The 12,640-nt window shown below is 57.9% G+C and carries 16 protein-coding genes and 1 tRNA gene; 13 read left to right on the top strand and 4 right to left on the bottom strand.

Features of this window, described 5'->3' with window-relative positions; genetic code table 11:
• Position 1: 1 nt before the first annotated feature.
• Positions 2-1,297 carry a capsule polysaccharide biogenesis protein gene (locus tag C7964_RS13010; RefSeq protein ID WP_181417173.1) on the bottom strand — a complete coding sequence of 432 codons (1,296 nt, stop codon included), beginning with the start codon at positions 1,295-1,297 and terminating at the stop codon, positions 2-4.
• 128 nt (positions 1,298-1,425) lie between these two features.
• Between C7964_RS13010 and C7964_RS13015 the strand changes: the two genes are divergently transcribed.
• The 6 genes from C7964_RS13015 to C7964_RS13040 all read left to right on the top strand — a co-directional run bounded on the left by C7964_RS13015 (position 1,426) and on the right by C7964_RS13040 (position 5,183).
• Positions 1,426-2,022 (top strand): riboflavin synthase, encoded by a 597-nt coding sequence (locus tag C7964_RS13015; protein WP_110280062.1) that lies wholly within the window; start codon positions 1,426-1,428, stop codon positions 2,020-2,022.
• Complete coding sequence (locus tag C7964_RS13020) at positions 2,022-2,579, top strand: hypothetical protein (protein WP_110280063.1); 558 nt, start codon at positions 2,022-2,024, stop codon at positions 2,577-2,579. The genes C7964_RS13015 and C7964_RS13020 overlap by 1 nt, the downstream gene beginning before the upstream one ends.
• Before the next feature lie 100 nt (positions 2,580-2,679).
• Entirely contained in the window at positions 2,680-3,810 is a 1,131-nt protein-coding gene (ribB, locus tag C7964_RS13025) for a 3,4-dihydroxy-2-butanone-4-phosphate synthase (RefSeq protein ID WP_110280273.1), read from the top strand.
• The gene (locus tag C7964_RS13030) at positions 3,810-4,349 is read left to right on the top strand and encodes a 6,7-dimethyl-8-ribityllumazine synthase (RefSeq protein WP_110280064.1); all 540 of its coding nucleotides are present in this window, start codon (positions 3,810-3,812) and stop codon (positions 4,347-4,349) included. The genes ribB and C7964_RS13030 overlap by 1 nt, the downstream gene beginning before the upstream one ends.
• Entirely contained in the window at positions 4,346-4,825 is a 480-nt protein-coding gene (gene nusB, locus C7964_RS13035; protein WP_110280065.1) for a transcription antitermination factor NusB, read from the top strand. Before C7964_RS13030 ends, nusB begins: the two co-directional genes overlap by 4 nt.
• Before the next feature lie 49 nt (positions 4,826-4,874).
• Entirely contained in the window at positions 4,875-5,183 is a 309-nt protein-coding gene (locus C7964_RS13040) for a hypothetical protein (RefSeq protein WP_110280066.1), read from the top strand.
• A gap of 228 nt (positions 5,184-5,411) precedes the next feature.
• Here C7964_RS13040 and C7964_RS19990 read toward each other — a convergent pair whose 3' ends face one another.
• Positions 5,412-5,558, bottom strand: a complete 147-nt coding sequence (locus C7964_RS19990) for a hypothetical protein (RefSeq protein ID WP_165689306.1) — start codon at positions 5,556-5,558, stop codon at positions 5,412-5,414.
• A 320-nt stretch (positions 5,559-5,878) separates the two neighbouring features.
• Here C7964_RS19990 and C7964_RS13045 point away from each other — a divergent pair, with 320 nt between their 5' ends.
• Positions 5,879-6,337: an MmcB family DNA repair protein gene (locus tag C7964_RS13045; RefSeq protein ID WP_181417174.1), complete on the top strand. Its 459-nt coding sequence runs from the start codon at positions 5,879-5,881 to the stop codon at positions 6,335-6,337.
• On the opposite strand, the gene C7964_RS13050 is transcribed toward C7964_RS13045, so the two are convergent.
• Positions 6,324-6,515 carry a DUF6324 family protein gene (locus C7964_RS13050; protein WP_110280067.1) on the bottom strand — a complete coding sequence of 64 codons (192 nt, stop codon included), beginning with the start codon at positions 6,513-6,515 and terminating at the stop codon, positions 6,324-6,326. The genes C7964_RS13045 and C7964_RS13050 overlap by 14 nt on opposite strands.
• Positions 6,516-6,595: 80 nt before the next feature.
• On the opposite strand from C7964_RS13050, the gene C7964_RS13055 reads away from it, so the two are divergent.
• From C7964_RS13055 to C7964_RS13080, 6 genes are all read left to right on the top strand, one after another.
• Positions 6,596-7,075, top strand: coding sequence for a GNAT family N-acetyltransferase (locus tag C7964_RS13055; RefSeq protein ID WP_110280068.1), 480 nt, complete (start codon positions 6,596-6,598; stop codon positions 7,073-7,075).
• Between the two features lie 43 nt (positions 7,076-7,118).
• Positions 7,119-7,195: transfer RNA gene (locus C7964_RS13060), tRNA-His, on the top strand.
• 28 nt (positions 7,196-7,223) lie between these two features.
• Complete coding sequence (locus C7964_RS13065) at positions 7,224-8,255, top strand: RluA family pseudouridine synthase (RefSeq protein ID WP_110280069.1); 1,032 nt, start codon at positions 7,224-7,226, stop codon at positions 8,253-8,255.
• A gap of 162 nt (positions 8,256-8,417) precedes the next feature.
• Positions 8,418-9,314, top strand: coding sequence for an RNA polymerase sigma factor RpoH (gene rpoH / locus C7964_RS13070; protein ID WP_055687569.1), 897 nt, complete (start codon positions 8,418-8,420; stop codon positions 9,312-9,314).
• A 120-nt stretch (positions 9,315-9,434) separates the two neighbouring features.
• Positions 9,435-10,409, top strand: a complete 975-nt coding sequence (locus tag C7964_RS13075) for a Gfo/Idh/MocA family protein (protein WP_110280070.1) — start codon at positions 9,435-9,437, stop codon at positions 10,407-10,409.
• 9 nt (positions 10,410-10,418) lie between these two features.
• Positions 10,419-10,703, top strand: coding sequence for a DUF4389 domain-containing protein (locus C7964_RS13080; RefSeq protein WP_055294772.1), 285 nt, complete (start codon positions 10,419-10,421; stop codon positions 10,701-10,703).
• An 83-nt stretch (positions 10,704-10,786) separates the two neighbouring features.
• Here the strand turns inward: C7964_RS13080 and C7964_RS13085 are convergent, their stop codons facing one another.
• Positions 10,787-12,604, bottom strand: coding sequence for a M3 family oligoendopeptidase (locus C7964_RS13085; RefSeq protein WP_110280071.1), 1,818 nt, complete (start codon positions 12,602-12,604; stop codon positions 10,787-10,789).
• Positions 12,605-12,640: the final 36 nt, after the last annotated feature.

Below are 12,640 nucleotides of genomic sequence, written 5' to 3' on the forward strand. Positions count from 1 at the left end.
ACTATTGCAGCCGTCCGCTCTGTACAACGCGCAAAGGCGGGCTTGCCTGCGATTGTCTCGGCAGCAGGGCATCGTAAGGATCGGCGTCCTGCAGCATCATATCGACAAGGTGTCGCAAGAGCTGCTGGCGGCCCGAGGCGGAATAGAAGCCGCCAGGGACCTGGCTGGTTTCAAGCAGGAACTGGCGATAGGTGCGGTAGGCTTTGGCGTCGGGGCGTTCAGGGGCTGCAAAGAACGCATGCAATGGAAGGTCCGAGACGAATTCGGGCTTGCTGTAAACGGCTGTGCCAAAGGCTTTGAGCGGGATGCCACGCCAGAGTGCTTGCTGTCCTGCGGTGGAATTCACAGTTACAGCAGAGCGCGCGTCACCAAGGATCTGTGCAAGTTTACCACCGCGCAGGTAATGCGTCCGCGCATTGACCCCGTGCGCCTCTGCCAATGTGCGGATCATGCGCCGCAAAGGGGACTGCCCGCTTTCCAATGGATGCGCCTTGAAGACCAGATGGTGATGCGCAGGCGCGCCTTTGGCAAAGCCCGCAATCACCTCGGCGATGAAGTCCTGCATGGTCGCGAATGAGGAATGGGCCTGAAAGCTTGCGTCATGTTCCAGTTGCAACAAGACGATATGGTAAGGATAGCCGCCGGCCTTGATGCGCAGGGTGGCCCAACGCCGGTGCAGGCGCAGGAAGGGCATGAGCAGAAGGCGCTTTGTATAAAGCAATGCCTCGCGGTGGACGGGCAGTGCGCGGTGCGGCTTGAACCCGGGGTAGCGGTGGTTCCGGAACATCACGAACCAATGATAGAGCGCGCCGTAAAAGATATGTTGCCGCATAACGCCCCAATGCGCAGGCGGGGTGGGCAGGTCGACGTCCGATTGTGCGAGCCTGTCGCGCATTTCATCAACGGAAATATCCATCAGACGGGAATGGCCGTTGCTGCCGCCGCGTTCATAGGTCACCCAATAGGGGCGCAGATAGCCCTCCTCGAAGACATGGATGCGCAGGCCTAGGGCTTTGGCCTGTCGCACCGCCTCTGCGTGGGTGGGGCGGGTGTCACCGTAAAGCACGATATCGGTAATGGCGTGGTCTTGCAGGATCGCGGCCAGTCTTGCGGGCCATGTGCCAAGGTCGTCCTGAAACGCGATGTAACCCGGTGCACGGCCCCAAAAGGCCGCATCGCCTGCGTTAAAGCCGACACGCCAGACCTTGGCGCCGGTGTGGCGCAGCATCCGGCTCAATTGACGGAAAAACGGGCCGTGTGGGCCTTGCAGAAAAAGAAAAGACTTTTGATCGGGCATAATCACATTGATGGAAAGGTGTCCTGAGTTTCTTACTGACCTGAATAGGCGTTTCTGGCAAGCGTCCGGCTTGCCGCAGCGTCTCTGAAACGCTAGGTCAGGACAGAGCAGAAAAGGGACGCGCATCAATGTTCACGGGAATTGTTACAGATATCGGCACAGTGCTTGAGCTTGAACAGCGCGGCGATCTGCGGGCGCGGATCGGGACAGGCTATGATGTGGCCGGCATTGATATCGGGGCCTCGATTGCCTGCAATGGTGTGTGTTTGACCGTCGTGGCGCTGGGCCGCGCGCCGCAGAACTGGTTTGACGTCGAAATTTCCGCCGAGACTGTGGGGGCGACCAATGTCGGTGGTTGGTCTGTCGGGACGCGCCTGAACCTTGAGCGGGCCTTGAAGGTCGGCGATGAGCTTGGCGGGCATATCGTGTCGGGGCATGTGGACGGTGTGGCCGAGGTGATAGCGATGCGTGATGAAGGCGACAGTACACGCGTGACCTTCCGTGCGCCGCAGGAGCTGGCGCGGTTTATTGCACCGAAAGGCTCGGTGGCGCTGGACGGCACGTCACTGACGGTGAACGAGGTGGATGGCGCGGATTTCGGGATCAATTTTATTCCGCACACCAAGGTTGCCACCACGTGGGGTGACACCAAGGTCGGCGACCGGATCAATCTCGAGATTGATACGATGGCCCGTTATGTGGCGCGGCTGCAGGAATACGCCTGATGGCAGGCATCGGGCATAATTCAGGTCAGGTCGATGTGCCGGGTAAAAGCTGGCGGACCCATGTGTGGACGCGGGCGCGCAAAGACCTGATGCCGACATTGCCGGTCGAGGTGGTGCGCCTGCGCGTGCGGCGCGCGGCCGAGTTGGGTTTGCCGTATAAGACCTATGCCGGTATCCGCGCCAGCACAGGCCATGATCTGATCGGGTTTCTATTTTCGAACAATGCTTTGCGCGTCTTGCGCGAGGGCCAGCCGCTTCCGGTGGACCGCGCTGGAAAGCTGACTGGTTTGGTGCGGACGACCTGCACAGGTGTTGCGCATAAACCTGTCAGCGCGACCCATCTTGGGTCCTTGGCAGGTCTTTCCGGTGCCCATGCCGCACCGGCCTTCAGTGACAGCTGGGCCGCAATGCGCGACCGGATGCGCGTAATGATCACGGCTGAGGGGCATCCTGCGGACCGTTTTGTGATCGTGGGTGACACCGCGTTTGAGCGTGAATGGGCCGAGGCGGCACGGACTGCGGGCTATTTGCAGGCAGAGCAGTTCTTTTGCGGGTAAGGTGGATCTTGATCCACCTTACGTGAACCTGCCCATAGACGCTTTCCAAAGTGCTGCCTCTGGGCTATCTGCCTCAGGCAAGACGCCTGCGGAGACAGATATGACCCAGCAATTTGAGACACCCGGCCCTGTTGAACGGGATTGGTCCGACGCGATCAGCAAGATCGAAGATATCATTGAAGATGCGCGCAACGGCAAGATGTTCATTCTTGTGGACCATGAGGACCGCGAAAACGAGGGCGATCTGGTGATCCCCGCGCAGATGGCCACGCCGGATGCAATCAACTTTATGGCCAAGCACGGGCGCGGGCTGATCTGCCTTACGCTGCCAGGTGCGCGGATTGATGCACTGGGCCTGCCCTTGATGGCGTCACAGAACTCGTCACGCCATGAAACCGCCTTTACCGTCAGCATTGAGGCCCGTGAGGGTGTCAGCACCGGTATTTCTGCCCACGACCGCGCGCGTACTGTGGCGACGGCGATTGATGCATCAAAGGGCGCTGCCGATATCGCAACACCCGGTCACGTCTTTCCGCTCCGTGCCCGCGACGGTGGCGTTCTGGTGCGTGCCGGGCATACCGAGGCCGCCGTGGATATCAGCCGTCTTGCGGGGCTGAACCCTTCGGGTGTGATCTGCGAGATCATGAAGGAAGACGGCGAGATGGCGCGCCTGCCTGATCTGATTGCCTTTGCGCAGCTGCATAACCTCAAGATCGGGACGATCAGTGATCTGATCGCCTATCGCCGTCGCCACGACAATCTGGTGCGTGTCCGCGAAAGCAGTACCATCCAGTCGGAATTCGGAGGTGAATGGGAACTGCGCATCTACACTGACGAAACCCAAGGGGCGGAACATATCGCCCTGATCAAAGGCAATATCTCAACACCCGAGCCTGTGCTTGTGCGGATGCATGCCATGGATCCATTGCTGGATATTGTAGGCGCAGGCCCCAAGGGGCGGCGCAACGAATTCGGCGATGCGATGTCACTGATTGCCGAAGAAGGGCGCGGTGTGCTGGTGCTGCTGCGTGATGTGCATATGAAGCTTGAGACAGGTGAAGAGGTCTCGCCGCAAACGCTGCGCCAGTACGGGCTTGGTGCGCAAATCCTCAGCTCGCTGGGCTTGCATGAGATTGAATTGCTGACCAATTCGCCAAAACCCAAGGTGGTGGGGCTGGACGCCTACGGATTGGAAATTGTCGGTACACGTAAAATCTCGGAGATCGGATAATGGCCGGACCATCGCACTACATCATGCCCCTGCCGGAATTCGATAAGCCGGTGAAAATCCTGATCGTAGCGTCGCCTTATTACAAGGACATCTCGGACAACCAGATTGCCGGCGCCAAGGCCGAGATCGAAAAGGCGGGCGCGACATGGGATCTTGTCGAGGTGCCCGGTGCACTGGAAATCCCGACGGCCATCGGCATCGCCGAGCGGATGAGTAATTTTGACGGCTACGTTGCCCTTGGCTGTGTCATCCGTGGCGAGACAACGCATTATGATACCGTCTGCAATGACAGCAGCCGCGCGATCCAGCTTTTGGGCTTGCAGGGTTTGTGCATCGGCAACGGTATCCTGACCGTGGAAAACTATGCACAGGCTGCCGTCCGCGCCGATCCGGCAGAAATGAACAAAGGCGGCGGGGCGGCCGCTGCGGCCTTGCACCTGATTGCGCTGGCCCGTAAGTGGGGCAAGGCCGACAAGGGCGTGGGGTTCACCCGCGACATCCTGATGGCCGGCGATACGGATAGCAAGACCAGCACATGACCCTCTCGAACAACCAGCTCCGCAAAATGAAATCCGCCGCACGGTTTTATGCTGTACAGGCACTGTTCCAGATGGAGGCCAGTGGCCAGACCGTCGATCAGGTCACGCGCGAGTTCGAGGATCATCGCCTTGGCGCTGTCTATGAGGACGGCGAGATGGCCGAGGGCCACGTGGATACATTCCGCGGGTTGATGGAAAAGGCCGTTGATGATCAGGCCGCGATCGACCAGATGACCGACCGTGCGCTGGTGGCGAAATGGCCGATTGCGCGCATTGATCCCACATGGCGCGCGCTCTTCCGCGCGGCTGGTGCAGAAATGATGCTGAAACAGACGCCGCCCAAAGTCGTGATCAGCGAATTTGTCGGCGTGGCCGAGGCGTTTTCCGCCGATGGCAAAGAGCCCAAGTTCGTCAACGCTGTCCTTGATCACATGGCCCGCGAAGCCCAGCCGGAGGCATTCGGGAAATCATCGTGATTTGCCATTGCCGAAGTTAGGTATATTCTAAAGCGCAGGAGGATCGCACATGCGCCCTGAGAATGAACCTGATCTTATGCGTCTTTATCTGCGCCATTGTGCCATCGGCTTTGCGCTGTCGGCGGTCTTTGTCGCACTGATCCTCTGGAACGATGTGGCCGGACTTGGCAGCCTGATTGCCGGCTCTGATGTAGGCTATCTGGCGGTATTTCTGCTGTGGTTCTTTCACGGCACGGTGTTTGGCAGCGTCCAGTTTGCAATCGTGGTCATGTCACAGGCAGATGACGACGATGATGATGACCATCGCGGCCCGCTTATTCCGATCCGCGTTGAAGCGCGCGCATCGCGCGGCAGATAGTCAGGCTTTGGGGAAGTGACGGGAACCACGGCAACCGTAGAGGTAACTAATCCCGAGGACCTGTATGTACAGGTGGGCGCCAGGTAATCAGACCAGGGTCAGAACAGAGCCAGCTCCCTCGGATTTGCTTAAGGCCACTGGATTTGTACCTATGGTATACGAGAGGCGCAGAACCCGTCGCCCAACAGGTAGGGGTGTGTGTGACGAAGGGCAAGCCCCTCGAACAGCTTATTCTTCGATGTCACCGCGGATGAGCCAGCCTTTTGCGCCAACCATTTCGGCAGGGGCGTAGCCGAGCAACAAACGCTCTGCGATACCGACAAAGACAAGAGCCATAGAGACTTCGAAAAAAGTAATGTTGGCAAACAGTGACATTCGTTACGCTCCTCTTGGTTGCCTTAAGTTTTACGTAGGAAAGCGGCCGAAAACGTGACGTGGACAAGGCTTTTGCCCCTGTGATTGCGCCCAATGTGTCCCGTTTCAGTCATAAATGTGGCGCGTTTCAATTTGCATTAGAGGCTAAATATTGCGTAAATAGTTGATATTTAATAATTAAAATTATCCACCTTGATCAATCCCACCCATGATTCGAGATTGTTTCGCTTTGCGCTTTTGCCGATTTACTGCACTGAGTCGCGTTGAGGAGACGCGGTTTGGCCTTGCGTTATGTTCACCTATTGTTCATGGTATTGGCTATGTCCGACCTGTCCTACAGCCCGAGCCTGATGCCCGGCCAGCTTTTGGCGCGGGGGGTCAGCCGCGCCTTGCGGGGTCATGATTTTGTGAGTGTCGAAGAGTTGGTGCCGACATCCGGCCTGCGCGTTGATGTGATGGCACTGGGGCCGAAGGGCGAGATCTGGATTGTCGAATGCAAATCCAGCCGCGCCGATTTTCAGTCAGACAGCAAATGGCGCGGATATCTGGAATGGTCTGACCGTTTTTTCTGGGCGGTCGATAGCGATTTTCCAACCGAGTTATTGCCGGAAGAGACGGGCCTGATTCTTGCTGATGCCTATGACGCCGAGATCATCCGGATGGGGCCTGAAACCAGACTGGCCGCTGCACGCCGTAAAGTGATGATGCAGAAATTTGCGCGCCATGCCGCGGTGCGTGCGCAGGCCGCGCGCGATCCAGGGTTTATTACCGCTTTTTGACGGCGCGGGCTGCCATTGCCGCGGCCTTGATCTCTTCGGCGATCTCGTCAGCTTCTTCAGGGTCAAAATCCATCGGAATTTCGATACCATCGGCTTCGATGAATATCCGCACCATGCCCAGATCGGTTGGTCCGATCTGCATGTTCGCTTCGATGTCGCGCTCGTTGTTGATACCCATGATGGTCCCTTTGACTTGCTGGCTCTTGTCCTACCGTGCGCCAGGCTTGATTGGCAAGAGGATGCAGGTGATCATGCAGCATGGAGTTCACACTACGTCCTTTTGATGCCGGTGATGCCGATTGGTTGGTGGCGGAACATGCAGCGCATTATACGCTGGTCGAGGGGTTTGACGACAGTTTTGGCCCCTTGGTGCGCGACATCGTTCAATCATATCTGTCTGATCATGATCCCGGTTGCGAGGCAGGCTGGATTGCCCAAAGCGGCAACAAACGGCTGGGCAGTATCTTTTGCGTACGTAACGACGCAACGACTGCCAAGCTCCGTCTGTTTTATGTGGTTGCAGATGCGCGGGGCAGTGGGGTTGCGCAGGCTTTACTGGATGCATGTCTAGGCTTTGCACGCAATGCCGGCTACGCAGGGCTTACGCTTTGGACCCATGAAAGCCATGCCGCGGCTGGCCGCATTTACAAACGCAACGGTTTGACGCGGACGCGGGCGGAACCTGTCCATTCCTTTGGCGTCGATCTTGTGGAAGAGACTTGGCAGATTGCGTTTTAGGGGACTTGCAATCGTGATCCCATCCCGCTAGATCACCCCTGTTGCCGCCTTAGCTCAGTTGGTTAGAGCACTGGTTTGTGGAACCAGGGGTCCCCCGTTCAAGCCGGGGAGGCGGTACCATCCCTCCCATGCAGTGCCGGAGACGATCATGGGTGAGACGCTCATTACATTTGAAATCGGGCCAAACCCGCCGCCACGCCTTGATAAGGCGCTGGGGCGTGACGTGCCGGAAGAGGCTGCACTCAGCCGGTCGCGGTTGGCCAAGTTGATTGCTGACGGGGCTGTGACCGTGGACGGCGCTGTCATCACTGATCCACGTTTCCGGATTGCGGAAGGCGCTGTCGTGGCTGTCAGTGTCGCTGTTGCCGAGGAAAGCCACATTGGCGCGGAAGACATCGCGCTGGATGTTGTTTTTGAAGATGAAGACCTGATTGTCGTCAATAAACCCAGCGGTATGGTTGTGCATCCGGCACCAGGCACCCCGGGCGGGACCTTGGTCAATGCCCTGATCCATCACTGCGGTGATACGCTTTCGGGTGTGGGGGGCATGAAGCGTCCAGGTATCGTGCACCGGATCGACAAAGAAACCACGGGGTTGCTGGTGGCGGCGAAATCGGATCGCGCGCATCATCATCTGGCTGACCAGTTTGCGGCCCATACGGTGGAGCGCCGCTATCTGGCGGTTTGCTATGGCCTGCCGGACCAGAATGACCCGCGTTTGCGCGGGATCAAGGGGACGTCGTTTGAGCCGGGCAATATTCTGAAGATCCAGACGTTTCTGGGCCGTCACCGGACAGACAGGCAGCGGCAGGCGGTGTCCTTTACCAGCGGGCGCCATGCCGTGACGCGGTCGCGCATTGTTGAGCCGTTGGGCACGCCGCCTTGCGCGGCCTTGATCGAATGCTGGCTGGAAACGGGGCGCACCCATCAGATCAGGGTGCATATGGCCCATTGCGGGCACGCGTTGATCGGTGATCCGGTCTATGGCGGGCGGCGCAAACTGTCGCCCAAAGCAATTGGTGAGGCGGGTGTTGCGGCTGTAGCCGCGTTTCCGCGTCAGGCGCTGCATGCGGCGACTTTGGGGTTTGAACACCCTGTTTCAGGCGAATTTCTGCAGTTTGAGGCGGAAATCCCCCAAGATATGCGCAATCTTTTGCGCGCTCTTGGCGCTGAGGGCTGAAATAAACGATCCCATGTGCGTGAATGCACGGAAACATGGGTCGCAAAACTGAACTGATTAGTTCATATTCTTTTTAATGGAATCGGATATGACCGCTCTTGAAACCAAATGTTAGCGTTCCCATATCCATGTTAAGCCTTTATACATAGGAGGGCAGATACAGTGAGTAACTACAAGAATCTACCAGCGCCGACGCCGGAAGGTGGCCTGAACCGTTACATGCAGGAAATCCGCAAGTTTCCGATGCTGGAGCCTGAAGAAGAATATATGCTTGCCAAGCGGTGGGTTGACCATGAAGATACGGAAGCTGCGCATAAGATGGTGACATCGCACCTGCGTCTGGCAGCCAAAATCGCCATGGGCTATCGCGGCTATGGTCTGCCGCAGGCCGAGGTGATTTCAGAGGCGAATGTCGGCCTGATGCAGGCGGTGAAGCGCTTTGATCCTGAAAAGGGCTTCCGTCTGGCAACCTATGCCATGTGGTGGATCCGTGCCTCGATCCAGGAATATATCCTGCGGTCATGGTCTTTGGTGAAGCTGGGCACGACATCAGCGCAGAAGAAGCTCTTTTTCAACCTGCGCAAGGCGAAGAACCGCATTGGTGCGCTTGAAGACGGTGATCTGCGCCCTGAAAACGTCCAGCGGATTGCGACCGATCTTGGTGTGACCGAGGACGAAGTGATTTCCATGAACCGCCGTCTGTCCGGTGGGGATGCATCGCTGAACGCCACGGTCAGTGCCGATGGTGAAGGTGCCGCGCAATGGCAGGACTGGCTTGAGGACGAGAGCGCGAATACAGCGGCCGAGTATGAAGCGCATGACGAACTTGATGCGCGCCGCGAACTCTTGGCCGATGCCATGTCTGTTCTAAACGAGCGTGAGAAAGACATTCTGATGCAGCGTCGTCTGTCCGAGGAGACTGTCACGCTTGAAGATCTGAGCAGCCAGTATGACGTCAGCCGCGAGCGTATCCGCCAGATCGAGGTGCGTGCATTTGAAAAGCTGCAGGCAAAGATGCAGGAGCTGGCGCGCCAGAAGGGCATGTTGGCTGACGCGTAAGGCCGTATCGCTCTCGCAATAATCATCCCCGTCAGCGCTGCTGGCGGGGATTTTTCGTTTCTGCGCGTATTTCCTTTTGGTCCTTGGTGGCGCTAACATCGCGCCAAAGGGGAAACGAACATGAAACCATTGCGCTGGGGCATTCTGGGTGCCGCGAACTTTGCTGAAAAACACATGGGGCCTGCGATACACGCGGCCAAAGGCGCCGAACTGGCAGCCCTTGCCACATCCAGCCCTGAAAAAGCCGCCGGTTTTCAGGCCTTTGCGCCGGGCATTCAGATCCATGACAGCTATGATGCGCTTTTGGCTGATCCGGCGATTGATGCGGTCTATATTCCGCTGCCAAATCACATGCATGTGGAATGGTCGCTCAAGGCGATGGCGGCGGGCAAGCATGTGTTATGCGAAAAGCCCATGACGCTCGCAGAAGCGGAGTTTGATCAGTTGATTGCCGCGCGGGATGCGGCGGGTGTCCTGGCCGCCGAGGCCTATATGATCGTGCATCATCCGCAATTCATCCGCGCGCGCGAACTGGTGCAAGGCGGCGCAATTGGCACCTTGATGCATGTGGATGCGGCGTTCAGTTTCTTTAATGATGACGCGGGCAATATCCGCAATCAGCCTGCCGCGGGTGGTGGCGGTTTGCGTGATATCGGGGTCTATACCTTCGGGTCCGCGCGTTTTGTGTCCGGAGAAGAGCCACTTGCGGTGCCCTATGCCAAGCTGCGGTTCGACAATGATGTCGATATCTTTGCGCAGGTCGCGGCGGATTTTCCAAGCTTCAGCTATGCAGCCATGGTGTCGATCCGCATGTTCCCGCGTCAGGAAATCACCTTTCACGGCGACAAGGGTGTGCTCAAATTGACCTGTCCTTACAATGCCAATGTCTTTGATGCGGCTGTTCTGACGATGACAACCGATGGCCAGACCGTCACGACCGAGCGTTGGCCGGGGGTGAACCAATATGTCCTGCAGGTGGAAAATTTCTGTCAATCGGTGCAGACTGGTGCCGCCTATCCATGCCCGCTTGAGTTTTCGCGCGGAACGCAGAAGATGATTGATATGGTTTTTGCGGCTGGTGGACGGCCCGCTTAGGAGATGACGATGCCCAATGATGATGACCGCTCCGACATAAATGTGGACGACTACGAAAACATCTGGCTGCGCTTGGTGCATATGGTGATCATTGCCGTGCTGATGAGCATGGCGAGCACATTGCTCGGGATCATGACTGTGGCGCAGTTCCTGATCATGTTGGTCAATCAGCGTCAGCCGAATGACCAACTGGCCGAAATGGGCACGACGATGGGCGTTTGGATGGCCAAGGCCGCGCGTTATCAGACAGCCGCGAGCGAGGTGAAGCCCTGGCCATGGACTGAACTGGATTGAAGGCGCCGCGCAGTCCCGGACTTGATCCGGGACCTCGTGGTGCGACGTTGAGGTCCCGGATCAAGTCCGGGACTGCGTTGGTTCTAGTCCTCTAACGCTTCCAATTCGTCAATGAAGCCTTCGATCATCGACAGGCCCTTGTCCCAGAACTTGGGATCAGAGGCGTCGAGGCCGAAGGGCGCCAGCAATTCCTTGTGGTGCTTTGACCCGCCAGCGCGCAGCATGTCGAAATACTTTTCGCGGAAATCGGGGTCGCCCTCGGCATAGACCGCATAGAGCGCATTCACCAACCCGTCGCCGAACGCATAGGCGTAGACGTAGAAGGGCGAGTGTACAAAGTGGGGGATATAGGCCCAGAAGGTTTCATAGCCATCCGCGAAATCGAAGACAGGCCCAAGGCTTTCGGCCTGCACCGACATCCAGAGCGCGTTGATATCGTCCGGTGTCAACTCGCCCTCGGCGCGGGCGGCGTGGAGTTTGCATTCGAAATCATAGAAGGCAATCTGGCGCACGACCGTGTTGATCATGTCCTCGACCTTGCCCGCCAGCAGGATCTTGCGTTCTTCTTTGGTCTTCGCACCGTCCAGCAATTTCTGGAAGGTCAGCATTTCGCCAAAGACCGACGCCGTTTCGGCCAGTGTCAGCGGGGTTGAGGACAAAAGCTCACCCTGTTCTGCTGCCAGTACCTGATGCACACCATGCCCCAATTCATGGGCCAAAGTCATCACGTCGCGCGGTTTTCCGAGATAGTTCAGCATCACATACGGGTGCACGGGTGTCACTGTGGGGTGTGCGAAAGCGCCCGGCGCTTTGCCGGGTTTTACGGCGGCGTCGATCCAGCCTTTGGTAAAGAAGGGCTTGGCGATTTCGGCCATTTTGGGGTCAAACCCTGCATAGGCGTCCATCACCGTGGCCGTGGCCTCGTCCCAATTGACGATCTTGTCGCTCTCCATCGGCAAAGGCGCGTTGCGGTCCCAGACCTGCATCCGCTCCAGCCCCAGCCATTTGGCTTTGAGCGCATAGTAGCGGTGCGACAGACGCGGGTAGGCGGCGACAACGGCGTTGCGCAGCGCCTCGACCACCTCGGCTTCGACATGGTTGGACAGGTGCCGTCCGGTTTGCGGGGTGGGCATCTTGCGCCAACGGTCCTCGATCTCTTTTTCTTTGGCCAGCGTGTTGTGGATGCGCGAGAAGATCTTGATGTTTTCGCGGAACACCGCCGCCAGCGCATGGGTCGCCGCCTCGCGTTTGGCGCGGTCCTGTTCGGTCAGCAGGTTCAGCGTGGCTTCAAGGCTCAGGACCTCGTCATCGACCACGAATTCCAGCGCCGCCATGGTTTCATCAAAAAGCCGGTTCCAAGCCGCAGCACCGACTGTGGACTGGTCATGCAGGAACTTTTCCAGCTCATCCGAAAGCTGGTGCGGCTTCATCGCACGCATGCGGTCAAAGACCGGTTTATAGCGCGCGAGGTCCGTATTGGCGGAAAGCAGATCGGCAAGGTGGTCGTCATCAAGCCGGTTGAATTCCAGACTGTAGAACACCAGTGGTGTCGTGGCGGTCGTCATCTTGTCCTGACAATCCGACATGAATTTTGCGCGGTCGCTGTCGGTTGTGCATTGATAGTACCGCAAGCCCGCGAAGGACATGATGCGCCCTGCGATCACGTCGATCTGTTCGTAGCGTTGCACGGCCTCCAAGAGCCCGCCTGCATCCAGTGTCGCCAGTTTGCCTTCATAGCTTGCCGCGAAATCCGCACACTCTTTTTCCAGCCATGCCATATCGCGCGCCAGTTCGGGGCTGTCGGTGGCGGGGTAGAGATCGCTCAGGTCCCATTCGGGCAGGTTGCCAAGGTCCTTCCCACCGCTGGTGTTGGCATCAAAGACGGGCTGGGGGAATGGCATAGGGTAACCTCTGTTTTTCATGTGTTGGGGAATACA

This window comes from Loktanella sp. PT4BL (assembly GCF_003201935.1).
GTDB lineage: Bacteria > Pseudomonadota > Alphaproteobacteria > Rhodobacterales > Rhodobacteraceae > Yoonia.